This is a genomic window from Kitasatospora sp. CMC57 (assembly GCF_045866025.2).
Lineage (GTDB): Bacteria > Actinomycetota > Actinomycetes > Streptomycetales > Streptomycetaceae > Kitasatospora.
On the sequence record NZ_AP035881.2, the window covers coordinates 5,836,645 to 5,852,245 of the forward strand.

General features: G+C 74.6%; 12 protein-coding genes and 1 pseudogene. 8 read left to right on the plus strand and 5 right to left on the minus strand.

Features of this window, described 5'->3' with window-relative positions; genetic code table 11:
* Window positions 1-101: 101 nt before the first annotated feature.
* Window positions 102-863, plus strand: a complete 762-nt coding sequence (locus ACKUU6_RS26100; RefSeq protein ID WP_407991004.1) for a pirin family protein — start codon at window positions 102-104, stop codon at window positions 861-863.
* 76 nt (window positions 864-939) lie between these two features.
* Here the strand turns inward: ACKUU6_RS26100 and ACKUU6_RS26105 are convergent, their stop codons facing one another.
* Entirely contained in the window at window positions 940-2,358 is a 1,419-nt protein-coding gene (locus ACKUU6_RS26105) for a dihydrolipoyl dehydrogenase family protein (RefSeq protein WP_407991005.1), read from the minus strand.
* Between the two features lie 141 nt (window positions 2,359-2,499).
* Between ACKUU6_RS26105 and ACKUU6_RS26110 the strand changes: the two genes are divergently transcribed.
* The 3 genes from ACKUU6_RS26110 (at window position 2,500) to ACKUU6_RS26120 (ending at window position 7,359) form a co-directional block, all read left to right on the plus strand.
* Entirely contained in the window at window positions 2,500-3,783 is a 1,284-nt protein-coding gene (locus ACKUU6_RS26110; RefSeq protein WP_407991006.1) for a M48 family metallopeptidase, read from the plus strand.
* A 73-nt stretch (window positions 3,784-3,856) separates the two neighbouring features.
* Window positions 3,857-5,614: an ABC transporter transmembrane domain-containing protein gene (locus tag ACKUU6_RS26115; RefSeq protein ID WP_407991007.1), complete on the plus strand. Its 1,758-nt coding sequence runs from the start codon at window positions 3,857-3,859 to the stop codon at window positions 5,612-5,614.
* Window positions 5,611-7,359: an ABC transporter ATP-binding protein gene (locus ACKUU6_RS26120; RefSeq protein WP_407991008.1), complete on the plus strand. Its 1,749-nt coding sequence runs from the start codon at window positions 5,611-5,613 to the stop codon at window positions 7,357-7,359. The genes ACKUU6_RS26115 and ACKUU6_RS26120 overlap by 4 nt, the downstream gene beginning before the upstream one ends.
* A 3-nt stretch (window positions 7,360-7,362) precedes the next feature.
* Here ACKUU6_RS26120 and ACKUU6_RS26125 read toward each other — a convergent pair whose 3' ends face one another.
* On the minus strand, window positions 7,363-8,844 hold the full coding sequence (locus ACKUU6_RS26125) for an APC family permease (protein ID WP_407991009.1): 1,482 nt from the start codon (window positions 8,842-8,844) through the stop codon (window positions 7,363-7,365).
* A gap of 210 nt (window positions 8,845-9,054) precedes the next feature.
* On the opposite strand from ACKUU6_RS26125, the gene ACKUU6_RS26130 reads away from it, so the two are divergent.
* Window positions 9,055-10,125 (plus strand): NAD-dependent epimerase/dehydratase family protein, encoded by a 1,071-nt coding sequence (locus ACKUU6_RS26130; protein ID WP_407991010.1) that lies wholly within the window; start codon window positions 9,055-9,057, stop codon window positions 10,123-10,125.
* Window positions 10,126-10,138: 13 nt separating this feature from the next.
* Here ACKUU6_RS26130 and ACKUU6_RS26135 read toward each other — a convergent pair whose 3' ends face one another.
* Both ACKUU6_RS26135 and ACKUU6_RS26140 read right to left on the minus strand, forming a co-directional pair.
* The gene (locus ACKUU6_RS26135; RefSeq protein ID WP_407991011.1) at window positions 10,139-11,293 is read right to left on the minus strand and encodes a sensor histidine kinase; all 1,155 of its coding nucleotides are present in this window, start codon (window positions 11,291-11,293) and stop codon (window positions 10,139-10,141) included.
* Window positions 11,294-11,302: 9 nt separating this feature from the next.
* On the minus strand, window positions 11,303-12,013 hold the full coding sequence (locus ACKUU6_RS26140) for a response regulator transcription factor (RefSeq protein WP_407991012.1): 711 nt from the start codon (window positions 12,011-12,013) through the stop codon (window positions 11,303-11,305).
* Window positions 12,014-12,213: 200 nt separating this feature from the next.
* Here ACKUU6_RS26140 and ACKUU6_RS26145 point away from each other — a divergent pair.
* The 3 genes and pseudogenes from ACKUU6_RS26145 to ACKUU6_RS26155 form a co-directional block, all read left to right on the plus strand.
* Window positions 12,214-12,834 (plus strand): annotated as a pseudogene (locus ACKUU6_RS26145) (glycosyltransferase family 2 protein); the annotation flags it as partial.
* 174 nt (window positions 12,835-13,008) lie between these two features.
* Complete coding sequence (locus ACKUU6_RS26150) at window positions 13,009-13,455, plus strand: TIGR04282 family arsenosugar biosynthesis glycosyltransferase (RefSeq protein ID WP_407992244.1); 447 nt, start codon at window positions 13,009-13,011, stop codon at window positions 13,453-13,455.
* Window positions 13,452-14,117 (plus strand): methyltransferase domain-containing protein, encoded by a 666-nt coding sequence (locus ACKUU6_RS26155; protein WP_407991013.1) that lies wholly within the window; start codon window positions 13,452-13,454, stop codon window positions 14,115-14,117. Before ACKUU6_RS26150 ends, ACKUU6_RS26155 begins: the two co-directional genes overlap by 4 nt.
* Before the next feature lie 20 nt (window positions 14,118-14,137).
* On the opposite strand, the gene ACKUU6_RS26160 is transcribed toward ACKUU6_RS26155, so the two are convergent.
* Complete coding sequence (locus ACKUU6_RS26160) at window positions 14,138-15,538, minus strand: hypothetical protein (protein WP_407991014.1); 1,401 nt, start codon at window positions 15,536-15,538, stop codon at window positions 14,138-14,140.
* Window positions 15,539-15,601: the final 63 nt, after the last annotated feature.

Genomic DNA, 15,601 nt, shown 5'->3' on the forward strand with positions numbered 1-15,601 from the left:
AGTCTGCTCCGGGGCGACCGGCGGTGCACGGCAGCACGCCGGGAATGCGGGCGGCGCCTCAGTAGTTCATGTTTCAACAACATCGAGGAAAGGTTGATCCGATGGCCTCCACGATCGACATCCGCCGAGCGGGCGAGCGGTTCCACACCAGGGCGGGGTGGCTGGAGTCGCACCACTCCTTCTCCTTCTCCCGGCACTGGGACCCGGCCAACACTCACTTCGGCCTGCTGCTGGTCTCGAACGACGACGTGATCGCCCCCGGGACCGGCTTCGAAACGCACCCGCACCGCGACATGGAGATCATCACCTGGGTGCTCGACGGCGGCCTGGTCCACCAGGACTCGGAGGGCAACAACGGCGTCATCTACCCGGGCCTGGCCCAGCGGATGAGCGCGGGCGCGGGCATCCTGCACAGCGAGAAGAACGACTCCTGGACGCTCACCGGTGCGCCCGAGCACCGCGACCCGGTCCGCCTGATCCAGATGTGGGTGGTCCCCGACGCGGCCGGCATCGCCCCCGGGTACGAGCAGCTGGACATCAACGAGCAGCTCGGGCAGGGCGGTTGGACCACGCTCGCGTCCGGCATGGCCAAGCACGACAGCCAGCGCGCCATCGGCATCCGGCAGCGGCACGCCGCCCTGCACGTTGCCCGGCTCCGCCCGTCCGAGACCCTCGACACCGTCACCGCCCCGTTCGCTCACCTGTACGTGGCGCGCGGTGAACTCGCCCTGGAGGGCAGCGGACTGCTCCACGAGGGCGACGCCGCCCGGATCGGCGCGGCCGAGGGCCAGCGGATCACGGCGGGGCCGGAGGGCGCCGAGGTGCTGCTCTGGGAGATGAACGCCGCCGTCGAGCTCGGGTGACGGGTATGCCGGTCCCACCGGTCACCGTGGGTCGGACGGCCCAGGGTGACCGGCGGGACCGCCGCCGCGCCCCTGCTCAGCCGCGCAGGCTCTCCAGCAGCCGGAGCCAGACCTCGCTGATGGTCGGGTAGGCGGGCACCGCGTGCCACAGCCGGGCGATCGGGACCTCGCCGACCACGGCGATGGTGGCGGAGTGCAGCAGTTCGGCGACGGCGGGGCCGACGAAGGTGGCGCCGACGATCACGTCCCGGTCGAGGTCCACCACCAGGCGGGCCTGCCCCCGGTAGTCGTCGCCGTAGAGCGAGGCACCCGCCACGTTGCCGATCTCCTGGTCCACGGCGCGGACCCGCAGCCCGGCCCGTTCGGCCTCGGCGAGGCTCAGGCCGACGGACGCCGCTTCCGGTTCGGTGAACACCACCTGGGGCGCGCCGGCGGTGTCGGCGGAGGCCGCGTGCGGACCCCAGCGCGAGGTGTCGACGGTGGCGCCGGCCGCCCGGGCACCGATCGCCGCGCCGGCGATCCTGGCCTGGTACTTGCCCTGGTGGGTCAGCAGCGCCCGGTGGTTGACGTCGCCGGCGGCGTACAGCCAGTCGCCCTCGACGGCCCGCACCAGACAGGAGTCGTCGACGTCCAGCCAGCTCCCGGGCTGGAGACCGACGGTCTCCAGGCCGATGTCCTCGGTGCGCGGGACCCGGCCGGTCGCGTACAGCACCTCGTCGGCGAGGACCGTGCCGCCGTCACCGAGGGTGAGCGTCACCTCGCCGCCCTGCCGGGCCAGTCGGGTAACCGTGGTGTTGAGCTGGACGTCGACCCCGGCGGCCCTCAGCCCGTCCGCGACCAGCTCGCCGGCGAAGGGCTCCATCCGGTCCAGCACGCCGTCGCCCCGCACCAGCAGGGTGACCTGGGAGCCCAAGCCCTGCCAGGCGGTGGCCATTTCGACCGCCACCACACCGCCGCCGACCACCGCGAGCCGCCCCGGCACCTTGGCGGCGCTGGTGGCGTCCCGGCTGGTCCAGGGGTGCGCGGCGGCCAGTCCCGGTACGTCGGGCAGCGCCGGCCTGGTGCCGGTGCAGACAACCACCGCGTGACGGGCCGTCAGCAGTCGTTCGCCGTCCACCAGGACGGACCGCTCACCGGCCAGTCGGCCGTGGCCGCGGACCAGGTCGATGCCGGTGGAGCGGAGCCACTCGACCTGGCTGTCGTCGTGCCAGTGCCAGGTGAACTCGTCCCGCCGGGCCAGCACGGCGGCGGCGTCCAGCTTCCCGGTGACGGCCTCCCGGGTGCCGGGCAGTGCCCGGGCGTGCGCCAGCGCCAGCCAGGGGCGGAGCAGCGCCTTGCTCGGCATGCAGGCCCAGTAAGAGCACTCACCACCGATCAGCTGACTCTCCACCAGAACGGTGCTCAGCCCGGCGGCCTTGGCCCGGTCGGCCAGGTTCTCGCCGGTCGGACCACCGCCGAGGACCACGACGTCGTACTGTTCGGGCTCGGGGCTCATCGCATCACGCTCTCACTCGACCGGGCGGTACCGGGCCCATCCTGCGCCCGGGGCGGTCCGCCCCGCCAGTGCCACCCCGGCGTGTCGCCGAACGTGCGTACCCCTCACGGGAGTCCTCGCGATCTGGCAGGATTCCGGCTCATGTCCACCCCTGCCGCCGCGCTCGACCGCCCGAGTCCGAGCGCGTGCCCGAACTGTGCCGCCGTACTGGAGACCGACGACCGGTTCCCGGTCTGGTGCCCCGCCTGCGAGTGGAACCTGCAAGCGGCCCAGCCCGTGGTGGAGTTGATGGCGAGGAAGCGCAGCCGGGCCGAGCGCGAGGCACGCCGGGCGGAGGCCGGGAGGCGCCGTACGCAGGCCAGGGTGGAGGAGCTGTTCGACGCCCTGCACAGCGGCGACGGTACGGTGGCCGACCGGAGCTGGCTGCTCGCCGCCGCCCTCGCCGGTCTGGTGCACCTGATCACGTTGGCCGTGCTGGGCGGCTCTCTGGCGCTGTTGCTGTTCGGGACCTGGCCGCTGCGGGTGGTCGCGGCATGCCTCCTCGGGTTCGGCGTCCTGCTGCGGCCCCGGTTCGGCCGGATCCGCCCGGACCGGACCTTCCTGGCCAGGTCCGAGGCGCCCGCGCTGTACGCCCTGGCGGACCGGGTGGCGGCGGCGGTGGGCGCCCGACCGGTCGACCACATCCGGTTCGACGAGAGGTACAACGCCTCGTTCGGCCGGGTGGGGCTGCGCCGCCGGAGCGTGCTGTCGGTCGGCCTGCCGCTCTGGAGCACCCTCACCCCGCCGCAGCAGGTCGCGCTGCTCGGGCACGAGTTCGGGCACGACGTGAACGGGGATCACCGGCGCGGCATCTGGCTGAACTGGGCGCGGTCCGCGCTGCTGGAGTGGCACCTGGTCATCCAGCCGAACCACTTTCTCTCCCACCTGCTGCTGGCGGTGCCGAAATGGCTGACCGGGCGGCTGCTGGAGCTGATGGACCGGCTCACCGTGCGGTCCGGCCAGGCCGCCGAGTACCGAGCCGACGAGCTGGCGGCCCAGGTGAGTTCGACGGTGACGGCCCGCCAGATGCTGGAGGCACTGCTGCTCGGCCCGAGTGCCGAGACGGTGCTGCTGCGCTACCGCAGTCTGCCGCGGCAGCGGAGCGGCCCGGGCGCGGGACGCCCGGACGCGGACCTGTGGGCCGAGCTCGGCGGCCTGGTCGGCAGTCTGACCCCGCTCGAGCGGGAGCGCCGGCTCCGGCTGTCCGCCCGGGAGGCCGGAGCGGTGGACTCCACCCACCCGCCGACCCACCTGCGGATCAAGCTGCTCGGCGGCCGGTCGGTCGACTCGCACCCCGTGCCCTTCGGCCCGGCCGAGCAGGACGGCGTGGAGGCGGAGTTGGCCCCGCACCGGGAGTGGATGGAACGCGAACTGCTGCTGGGCTGACCTCTGTCGCCGCCGCTCCACCGCCCGAAGAAATCGGCGGCCCGGTCGGTAGCCGCGCGGATAGGGTGCCGTGGTGAGCGAGCTGAGTCAGGACCCGGGCGAGCCGGACGTGCGCAGTGCCGGGCGGTACCTCTGGTGGCTGGCGGCCAGTCAGCGCGGCCGGGTGGCGGCCGGGGCGGTGTTCGGCACGGTCTGGATGCTCGGCCTGGTCCTCCCGTCCTACCTGCTGTCGCGGGCGGTGGACGACGGGCTGAAGGCCGGCCGGTCCGGCGCGCTGGTCGGCTGGTCGCTGGCGCTGCTGCTGGTCGGGACGGTGACCGCGCTGATCGGCGTCGCCCGCCACCGCACGATGACCAAGGTCCGGATGGACGCCACCTTTCGCACCGTCCGGGTGGTGGTCCGGCAGGCCGTCCGGCTCGGGGCGGTCCTGTCCGGGAAGACGGCCGCCGGTGAGGTGGTGACCATCGGCGTCGCCGACGTGCAGCGGATGAGCGCGACCCTGACCATGACGGGCCCGGGCGTCGGTGCGGTGATCACGTACCTGGTGGTCGCGGCGCTGCTGCTGGCCATCTCCCCGCTGCTGGCGGTCATGGTGCTGCTCGGCGTCCCGCTGCTCGCCCTGCTGATCGGGCCGATGCTCGGCCGGCTGCAGCGCGCGGAGGCCAGGTACCGCGAGCAGCAGGGCAGGCTGGCGGGCCGGTTCGAGGACATGGTCGGCGGTCTGCGGGTGCTGCACGGGCTCGGCGGCAAGGACGTGTACGCGGCTCGGTACCGGCAGGACTCGCAGCAGCAGCTGGCGGACGGCTACCGCGTCGGCGCGGTGACCAGCTGGATCCAGTCGCTCGGCGCCGGGCTGCCGATCCTGTTCCTGGCCGCCGTGACCTGGGTGGGAGCCCGGTTGGCCGCGCAGGGCAGTATCACCGTCGGCCAGCTGATCGCGGTGTACGGGTACACGGCGGCGCTGAACATCCCGGTCTGGTTCATGATCGAGGGCGGCCAGGACCTCAGCCGCGCCCTGGTGGCCGCCCGGCGTACGGTGCGCTTCCTCAGCCTGACGCCCCGTCCGGACGGCTCGGACCTGCCGGCCCCCGACGGGCCCGCGGCACTGCGCGACTCCGTCACCGGGGTCGAGGTGCTCCCCGGCAGGTTCACCGTGCTGGCCTGCGCCCGCCCCGGCGACTCCGCCGCGGTACTCGACCGGCTGGCCCGGTTCGCGGAGGCCGGGGCGTCGGCGGACGGTCCCGCCTGGGGCGCTGTCCGCCTGGAGGAGGTCGGATTGGCGACCGTGCGCGAGCGGATCCTGCTCGCCGACAACGAGGCGGCGCTGTTCGCCGGACCGCTCAGGGACCTGCTCGCCGGCCGTCAGGAGCGGGAGGACAAGGCGCTGCTGGAAGCCCTCGAAGCGGCCGCCGCGCTGGACGTGCTGCGCGGACTGCCCGCTGGTCTCGAATCGCCCGTGGACGCCGAGGGCCGCAACCTGTCCGGCGGCCAGCGGCAGCGGCTGCGACTGGCCAGGGCCCTGGCGGCCGACCCGGAGATCCTGCTCGCGGTCGAGCCGACCTCGGCCGTCGACTCGCACACCGAGGCGGCGATGGCCGCCGGGATCCGGACCTTCCGCGCGGGCCGCACCACCCTGGTCACCACGACCTCCCCGCTGCTGCTCGACCGGGCGGACACCGTCGTGCACCTGGTGGACGGCCGGGTGGCGGCCGCCGGTCCGCACCGCGAACTGCTCCGGGACCACCCCGGCTACCGAGCCCTGGTCAGCCGGGAGGAACCGGCCGGCACCGGGGTGCCCGCCCCGCGTCCCGCCGAGGAGTCCGTCCGATGACCACCGCACCCACCGGCCCCGCCCACCAACTCCCGGTCGCGGGCGTACCCGAGGTGCGCCGCGCCGCCCTCGGTCTGATCCGGCAGGACCGCCGGGCGCTGACCGTGGTGCTGGCGCTGAACGTGCTGGCCGCCGCGGCCGCCCTGGCCGGGCCCGCGCTGCTCGGCCGGATCGTCGACCAGGTCGGCGCCGGGGCCGGGGTGGCCGCCGTGGACCGGCTCGCCCTGGCGGTGCTGCTCTGCGCCCTGCTGCAACTGCTGCTCACCCGGCAGGCCCGCTACCTCGGCCACCGGATCGGCGAGCGGACCTCGGCCCGGGTCAGGGAACGGTTCGTCGACCGGGCACTCGACCTGCCGCCGACCGTGGTCGAACGGGCGGGCACCGGCGATCTGACGGCCCGTGGCACCACCGACGTGGCGGAGGTCGGCACCACCCTGCGGGACTCCGCGCCGAAGATCTTCATCGCGGTGCTCGAGGTGCTGTTCATCCTCGGCGCGGTCGTCCTGATCAACCCGCTGCTCGGTGCCTGCGGCGCGCTCGGGCTCTCCGGCATCTGGTTCGGCACCCGCTGGTACCTGCGCCGGGCCCGGGTCGCCTACCTGGCCGAGGGCGCGGCCAACTCCGCCGTCGCCGAGGTGCTGTCCGCCACCGCCGCCGGGGCCAGGACGGTGGAGGCGCTCGGCCTCCAGCAGCGCCGCAGCGCCGCCACCGAGGCGGTGATCGCCACCGCCCGGCAGGCCCGGCTGCGGACGCTGTACCTGCGCAGCGTGTTCTTCCCGGTGATCGACGCCTCCTACCTGGTCCCGGTGACGATCGTGCTGCTGGTCGGCGGCCCGCTGCACGCCCACGGCGTGCTGAGCCTGGGCGCCGTGGTGGCCACCGCGATGTACCTGCGCCGGCTGGCCGACCCCTTGGACGTGGTGCTGCTCCAGGTCGAGCAACTCCAGAGCAGTGGCGCCTCGTTCGCCCGGGTGGAGGGCATCGCCGCCGCACCCCGCGCGGCGACCGGCGGTACGGGAACGCCGGTGGACGACCGGATCGAGGTCAGCGGGGTCCGCTACGGGTACGACGGCGGCCCCGACGTGCTGCACGGGGTCGAGCTGACGGTCCGTCCGGGCGAACGGCTCGCGGTGGTCGGCCCGTCCGGCTCGGGGAAGAGCACCCTGAGCCGGCTGCTGGCCGGGATGGACCGGCCGCGCACCGGCACGGTGACGGTCGGCGAGGTGCCGATCGCCGACCTCGATCCGGAGGCGCTGCGCCGCCAGGTCGTCCTGGTCACCCAGGAGCACCACGTCTTCCTCGGCACCCTGCGGGACAACCTGCGGATCGCCGCCCCCGGGGCCGGGGACGGTGACCTGCTGGCTGCACTGGACGCGGTGGGCTGGACCCACTCGCTGCCGGACGGCCTGGACACCGAGCTCGGCCTGTCCGGCCACCGGCTCGACGGTGCCCAGGCCCAGCAACTCGCCCTGGCACGGGTGGTGTTGGCCGATCCGCACACGCTGATCCTGGACGAGGCCACCGCCCTGCTGGACCCGACCGCCGCCCGGGCCACCGAACGCGCGCTGGCCGCCGTACTGGAGGGGCGGACGGTGATCGCGGTGGCCCACCGGCTGCACACCGCCCACGACGCCGACCGGGTCGCCGTGATGGAGGACGGACGGCTCACCGAGCTGGGCAGCCACCACGAACTGGTCGCGGCGGGCGGTCCGTACGCGGCGCTCTGGCGCTCCTGGCAGCAGTGACCGTCAGGTCGTCGCGAGTGCGGGCTCGGGCTGAGAGGTCATCAGGCGCTGGGGCCGGCGCAGCAGCAGGTAGCCGAAGCCGGTCAGGGTGACCAGTCCGACGCCGAGCAGCGCGGCCCACACCTGGTACCAGGGGGCGCCCGGTGGCACCAGGACGGCGCGCGGCCAGCAGATGTTGACCGTCTCGGAACCGGTCCACAGCACGGCGAGCAGGTTGACCGGGGTGCCCCAGCGGCCGAGCGAGAGCACACCGGCCGGGTGCCAGGTGCCGCGCAGACGGGCGGTCAGTGCGGCCACGCTGAGCAGGAAGAACGGCAGGAAGGTGGCCGCGCTGCCGAAGGTGATGAGGCTGCCGATCGCGGTCGACTCCAGTCCGAGCGGCAGCGCGGCGGCGCTGACCAGGGTGGCGGCGACCAGACCGCCGATCGGGGCCTGACGGCGGTTCACCCTGCGGACCTGGCGGGAGAGCGGGAAGACGCCGTCCCGGGCGAGCGAGTACAGACCCCGGGCGGCCCCGCCCTGTGAGGCCATCAGGCAGGCGGTGAAGCTGACCACGACCACCAGCACGAAGGGTTTGGCCGACCAGTCGCCGAAGCCGGTCACCACGGCGGTGGTGATGGGGTCGAGGTCCGCACCGGAGACCACGGCGGCCGGGTCGGGATGGGCGAGCACCACCGAGACGGCGTTCAGGATCACCACCAGGCCGACGCTCAGCAGCGCCCAGCGCATCGCGCGCGGCACCTGGCGGGCGGCGTCCTTGGTCTCCTCGGCGGTGGAGACGCAGGCGTCGAAGCCGATGAAGGCCCAGCCGCCGACCGCGATCACGGCGAGCAGCGAGCCGAGGCCGCCGGTGCCGGTGACGGCGGAGGTGTCCAGGCTGTCGGTGAGCAGCGCGAAGCCGTGTTGCCGGAAGAACAGCAGCAGGGCCAGGCCGACCAACACCGAGGCGATCAGTTCGGCGGCGATCCCGGCCGAGACGAACCAGCGCAGCAGGTTGATGCCGTAGGCGTTGACCAGCGTGCAGCAGAGCATGAAGACCGCGGCCACCAGCACCAGCCCGGCCGGGCTCGGGGTGGCTCCGACCAGCGCGAAGAGCCAGGGCGCGGCCAGGTAGGCGACCGTGGTGTTGGCGAACATCACCGCGAACTGCCAGAGCCACCCGCTCATCCAGGCGAAGCCGGGCCCGACCAGCCGCCGGGCCCACTGGTACGCCCCGCCCGCCAGCGGCCACTGCGACGCCAGCTCGGAGTAGACCGCCACCACCAGCAGCTGCCCGAGCAGGCAGACCGGCAGGGCCCAGACCCAGGCGCCACCCCGGATGTTCATGCCGACCTGCGCCACCGCATACAGGCCGACCACGGGGGAGACCACGGCGAAGCCCATCGAGATGTTGCCGAGCACGCCGAGGCTGCGGCGCAGTTCCTGGCGGTAGCCGAGGGCGGCCAGCCGCTCGGCGTCGGAGGAGGGGACGGTTCTCTCGGTCATCGGGGGGCCACCTTGCCGTCGTAAAACTAACTTTGTTAGTCGGGGACGGTAGTCGGTGACCGACGAGTACGGAAGGGCCGGGCGGGTGACTACTTTCCGTGGTCGACCGCGACCGTGCCCATTGTCAGGGGGGCGCGCCGACTCTTACGGATCTCTGACGGCCCCTCACGGCTGCCCGGTGCCGGGCGGGCCCGGGCGTAGCGTCGGGACATGGACATTCTGTTGACCGGCGGTGCCGGGTTCGTCGGGTCCGCTGTGGCCGCCCGGCTGGTGGAGGCGGGGCACCGGGTGCGGGTGCTGGACGCCCTGCTGCCCGCCGTGCACGGTGGCTCGGGCCGTCCGCCGGCGCTTCCGGCCGGGGTGGAGTTCTGCCGGGGCGACGTCAGGGATCCGGCAGCGGTGGAGCGGGCCCTCGACGGGGTGACCACCGTCTGTCACCAGGCGGCGATGGTGGGTCTGGGCGTCGATCTGGACGATGCTCCCGAGTACGCGAGCTGCAACGACCTCGGCACCGCCGTACTGCTCGCCGCGATGGCCCGACGCAAGGTCCGCGACCTGGTGCTGGCCGGGTCGATGGTGGTGTACGGCGAGGGTCGGTACACCTGCGCCGAGCACGGTGAGGTCGCGCCGGGGCCGCGCCGGGTCGCGGATCTGGAGGCCGGCCGGTTCGAGCCGCCGTGCCCCGTCTGCGGTGCGCCGCTGCGGCCCGGACTGGTGGGAGAGGACGCACCGGCCGACCCACGGAACGTGTACGCCGTCACCAAGCTCGCCCAGGAGCACCTGGCGGCCGCGTGGGCCCGGGCCTGCGGTGGACGGGTGGTGACGTTGCGTTACCACAACGTCTACGGGCCGGGGATGCCGCGGGACACCCCGTACGCGGGCGTCGCCTCGCTGTTCCGGTCGGCGCTGGCCCGGGGGGAGGCGCCGCGGGTGTTCGAGGACGGCGGTCAGCGGCGGGACTTCGTGCACGTGGACGACGTGGCCCGGGCGAACCTGGCGGCCCTGCTCGCCGTGCCAGGCCGGCCGGAGGGCGCGGCCCGGGTCTACAACGTGGGCAGCGCCGAGCCGCACACGGTGGGTGAGATGGCCGTGGCCCTCGCCGAGGCGACGGGTGGCCCGCTGCCGGTGGTGACGGGTGAGTTCCGGCTCGGCGATGTCCGGCACGTCACCGCCGACTCCGCCCGGCTGCGGCAGGAGCTGGGCTGGCGGCCACTGGTGGGCTTCGCCGACGGGATGGCGGAGTTCGCCACCGCGCCCCAGCGCGCCGCAGTAAGGGCCTGAGCGGGCCGGGGGATCAGACGGCGAGGCCGGCGGCCGGCAGCCTGATCTCGAAGCAGCAGCCGCCGTCCACGTTGCGTACGGCCGCGCTGCCCGCGTGGGCCTCGGCGATGCCCCGGACGATGGCGAGCCCCAGACCCGCGCCGCCGCCGGAGTGCTCACCGCCGTCCGCGTCGCCCACGGTCCGTGGGGTGCGTGCGCTGCCACCGCGCCAGCCGGTCTCGAACACCCGGGGCAGATCCGCCTCGGGGATGCCGCCGCAGCTGTCGGTGACGGCGAGGACCACCTCATCGGCCTGCCGGCTGGCGGTGACCGCGACCACGCCGTCGGCCGGGGTCGAGCGGATCGCGTTGACCAGCAGGTTGCCCAGCGCCCGGGAGACCTCCCGGCTGTCGACCTCGATCGGGACCAGATCGACCTGACCGCCGAGCAGCCGGACGCCGCGTTCGCGGGCGAGCGGGTCGGCGCCGGCCAGGGCGTCCCCGACCAGGTCGTAGCAGGAGACCCGGGCCGGGGTGAGGTGCAGGGCGCCGGCCTGGAGCCGGGAGAGCTCGAACAGGTCGTCGACCATGCCGGTGAGCCGCTCCACCTCGGCCCCGATCTGGCCGTAGTAGCGGTTCGGCTCCTCGACGATCCCGTCCTCCAGGGCCTCGGCCATGGCCCGCAGTCCGGCCAGCGGGGTGCGCAGGTCATGCGAGATCCAGGCGATCAGCTCCCGCCGGGAGGCCTCCAGGGTCTGCTCGCGCTTGCGGGACTCGGCCAGCCGGGCGCTGGTGGCCGACAACTCGGCGCTGAGCTGAGCGAGTTCGGCGCTGAGCGGCTGGGCGGGAGCGGTGAAACCGCCGTCGCTGCCCACGGTCCGGGCGGCCAGGGTGAGCGCCCGGCTGCCGCTGACGGCATGACGGCCGAGCACGGCGGCAGCCAGCAGGGAGACGACGGCCCCGATGGCCAGGACCGTCATCACCACGCCGAGGTCGTGCTCGGAGAGGAACATCGCCTGGGCGACGGCCGTGGTGCCGGAGGCCATCGCCAGCACGGTGACCACGGCGACCGCGAACAGCGACAGTGCCACCGAGCGCCTCCGCAGGGCGCGGACGGCGGGCCAGCCGAGGAGACCGGCGGCGCCGGCCCCGAAGGCTGCGTAGACGGCGATCAGCAGGAGGTCGTTCATGACGTCGGGTCAGCTCTCTGTGGGGTCGAAGCGGTAGCCGACGCTCCAGACGGTGGTGATGAGTGCGGGGGCGCCCGGGTCGTCCTCGATCTTCTCGCGTAGGCGCCGGATGTGGACGGTGACGGTGGAGCGGTCGCCGAACTCCCAGCCCCAGACCTGTCGCATCAGCTCCTCCCGGGAGAAGGCCGTGCCGGGGTGGCGCAGCAGGAACTCCAGCAGGTCGAACTCGCGGAGGGTGAGCTGGAGTTCGGTGCCCGCGCGGAAGCAGCGGCGGCCCTGCGGGTCGAGCACCAGGCCCCCGGCCTCCAGCAGGGCGGGCGGCGTCGTGCGAGGGACGGCGCGGCGGAGCACCGACTGCACCCGGAGGGTCAGCTCCCGGGGGCTGAACGGCTTGGCGACGTAGTCGTCCGCGCCGACCTCCAGGCCGAGCACGCGATCGGCCTCGTCCCCCTTGGCGGTGAGCATGATGATCGCCGGCGCGGTGCCGTCCGGTGCCGCGCGCAGGCGGCGGCAGACCTCCAGGCCGTCGAAGCCGGGCAGCATCAGGTCCAGGACGACCAGGTCGGGCCGGCCGGCGGCCGCGGCCTCGACCGCGCCCGGCCCGTCAGCGGCCCGGTCGACCTGGAACCCGGCTCTCAGCAGGTAGCCGGTGACGACCTCGGCGACGGTCGGGTCGTCGTCGACCACGAGGATTCTGGCGGTACGGGCAGGGACTGTCACAGGTGGAGCGTAGAGCCCTGCCGACGGGGGCGGTGACGGGCGCGAGCCGCGTAGCACTTCCGTAAGGACGTCGTGCGGGGCTGGAGCCCGTCGGCGCCGTTAGCGTGACGAGGGTGACCATTTCCCCCCTTCCCGCCCCGGTCGACGTGGTGCTGCCCTGCCTGGACGAGGCCGCAGCGCTGCCCTGGGTGCTCGGCCGGATGCCCGACGGCTGGCGGCCGATCGTGGTGGACAACGGCTCCACCGACGGTTCCGCCGCCATCGCCGCCGCCCTCGGCGCCACCGTGGTGCACGAGGCCCGGCGCGGCTTCGGCGCTGCCTGCCACGCGGGGCTGCTGGCCGCGACGGCCGAGTTGGTCTGCTTCATGGACTGCGACGGCTCGCTGGACCCGCGCCAACTGCCGCAGGTGGTCGGGCCGGTCCTGGCGGGCACGGCCGACCTGGTGCTCGGCCGACGCAGGCCGACCGAATCCGGGGCCTGGCCGCTGCACGCCCGCCTGGCCAACGCCGAGCTGGCCCGCCGACTGCGGGCGCGTACCGGCGCGCCCTTGCACGACCTCGGCCCGATGCGCGCCGCCCGGCGGAGTCGGCTGCTCGCCCTGGGGCTGGCGGACCGGCGTTCCGGCTACCCGCTGGAGATGGTGCTCGCCGCCTCGGCAGCGGGGATGCGGATCACCGAGACCGAGGTGGACTACCTGCCCCGGGCCGGGCGCTCCAAGGTCACGGGGACGGTGCGCGGCACCCGGCAGGCCGTCCGCGACATGCGGGCGGTGCTCGCCACGCCGCCGCCGACCCTGCTGGTGATCGCCAAGGCCCCGGTGCCCGGCCGGGTGAAGACCCGCCTCACGCCGCCGTACAGTCCTCGGCAGGCGGCCGACCTGGCCGAGGCGGCGCTCGCCGACACCCTGGAGACGCTCTCCATCGTGCCCGCAGGAGAACGGCTGCTGGTCCTGGAGGGCGAACCGGGCAGCTGGCTGCCGCCCGGCTGGCGCGTGGTGCCACAGGCCGGGGGCGGGCTGGACCAGCGGCTCGCGGCCGCCTTCGGCCACGCCCCGCCGGGCGCGCCCGCGCTGCTGGTCGGCATGGACACCCCCCAGGTGGCGGCGGCCACGCTGGCCGGCCCGCTGGCCGCCGGAGGGCGCGGGGGCGTCGACGCCTGGTACGGCCCGGCCGCTGACGGCGGCTTCTGGGCCCTGGGGCTGGGCCGACCCTCCGAACGACTGGCCCGCCGACTGCTGGTCGGCGTCCCGATGTCCACCGACCGCACCGGCGAAGAGCTGCTGACCAGGCTGGTCCGCGCCGGGCTGCGCGTGCACCGGCTGCCACAACTCACCGACGTGGACACCGCCGAGACCGCCGCCGAGGTCGCGGGCACCGCCCCCGACGGGGGGTTCGCCCGCTGTCTGGCCGGTATCACGGCCCCCGCCGGGCTGCCCGGGTGACCGCCCCCGTGGCACCGGCCCGGCCCTGGATCGACGATCCGTTCACCCGGGCGATCCGCACCGGCCGGGGACCGCTGTGGCTGCGGGCCGAGGACGGCTCCCGCCATCAGCTGGACGTGGAACGCTGGTGCGCGGCACCCGACCCGGCCGACCACACCATGCTCAGCCGCTGCGTGGGCCTGGGCCGGCCGGTGCTGGACGTCGGCTGCGGACCGGGGCGCCTGGTGGCCGAGCTGCTGGCTCTCGGCGTTCCGGCTCTCGGCGTGGACCTCACCGAAGCGGCCGTCACCCGCACCCGCGGCCTGGGCGCGGGGGCGCTGTGCCGGTCGGTCTTCGACCGTCTCCCCGGCGAGGGCCGCTGGGGGGCGGTGCTGCTGGCGGACGGCAACCTGGGCATCGGTGGCGATCCGGCCGCGCTGCTCCGCCGGGTCGCCCAACTGCTCTGCCCTGGAGGGATGTTGATCGCCGAGGTCGAACCGGTGGAGGTGGACGAACAGCTGCTCGTCCGGATCGAGGACGGCGGAGGGCGGCTCGGCCCACGGTTCCGCTGGGCCCGCCTCGGCGCGGCCGCCGTCGCCCGGCACGCCGGCCCGGCCGGGCTGGCCGAGGCGGAGCGCTGGACCAGCCACGGCCGCCGCTTCACCGCTCTGCGCCGGATCTGACGCGGACTCCGCCCGGGGCGTCACTCCGCGACGTGGACTCCGGCCGGTGCGTCACTCCGCGACGTGGCTTGCCGCCGGATCACCGCTCCGGCAACGACGGCCACCAGGGCTGCGCCGTAAGCGAGTTGCTGGGCGTGCCCGCCGGCCAGGTAGAGCACCTGGCCGGCCGCCGGAACTGCCAGCCACTCCCACCGTCCGTCGAGCGCGGCCAGGGCCACCACCAGCAGCCCGTACCAGGGGTAGGCCGGCGCGACCACCAGCAGCGCCGTCCCGGTCACCAGCAGGGACCCGCGCCACGGCCGGGCCGGATCACCCCGGAACAGCACCCACCCCACGGCCGCCAGGATCACCACCGCTCCGGCCACCACAGCCAGTTGGTCCGGAAGGACCAGGCGCAGCAGCCCGAACCGCTCGACTCGCCCCTGCTCGTACCCCTCCTCCCGCAGGTAGCCCGGCAGGTACCCGAGCACCGCGGGGCCGGAGGCGAGGAGGTACGGCAGGTACGACAGCGCCAGGGTCGCGAGAGTCGCCAGCGGCAGCACCAGGTCGCGTGCCAGGGGACGGCGGGCGAGTACTCCCGACAGCGCTCCGGGCAGCGCGAGAACGGGCACCAGCTTGGTGGCGACCGACAGCCCCAGCAGTCCGCCGCCGAGCGCCCGCCGGCCGCGCCGGGTCGCCGCCAGGGAGACCACCAGCAGGAGTGCCCCGAGCGTGTCCACATGCGCGTCGTTGACCGCCCACACCGCCACCCCGGGACACCAGCCCCAGAGCGCGGCCCGCCACGACGGGCCCGTACCGAGCCGCCGCAGCACCAGGAGCAGGGCGCCGGACGTGGCCACCGCCAGCAGCGCACCGCCCAGCTGCGCGGCCTGGACCCCGAACCGGCCGCCGAGCGCGTACAGCCCTGCGAACCAGCTCTCGGCGACCGGCGGGTAAATGGTGTGCACGGCGGGCCGGTTGATCCTGCTGCACTCACCCGCAGCGGTACGCCGCTCGTCCCAGCCCGTGCAGTCGCCACCCGGCGGGAACAGCTCGGGCGCCTGCCGCCGGATCCCGGCCAGCTCAGGCGCGTCCGGGGCGTGGTCGTACGGTGAGATCCCGGCGGCCTGCACCCGGCCGTCCCACAGGTAGCGGTAGGCGTCGTCACTGGTGCGCGGCGGTGCCAGCAGCCCGGTCGCCGCCACGGCGACGCTCCCCACCAGCACGACCCACGGCACCGCCGTCGACCGCACCCGTCGCAGCAGGACGACGGCGAGCGCGAACAGCGCTCCGTCGAGGAGGTACCAGCCGTACAGGCCGCTGCGGTCACCGAGCGTCCCGCCGCGCAGAACCGTGGCCGTCAGGGCGCCGACCAGTGCGGCGAGGGACAGCGCGGCAGGCCAGAGGGGGTTGACGCGGGCGGGGTTCAGGTTCTCGGACACCCCGTCAGCGTCCCACCGGGCGAGGTCCGCCGACCGGTGCCACGGGCCACCGTACGAGTTTCG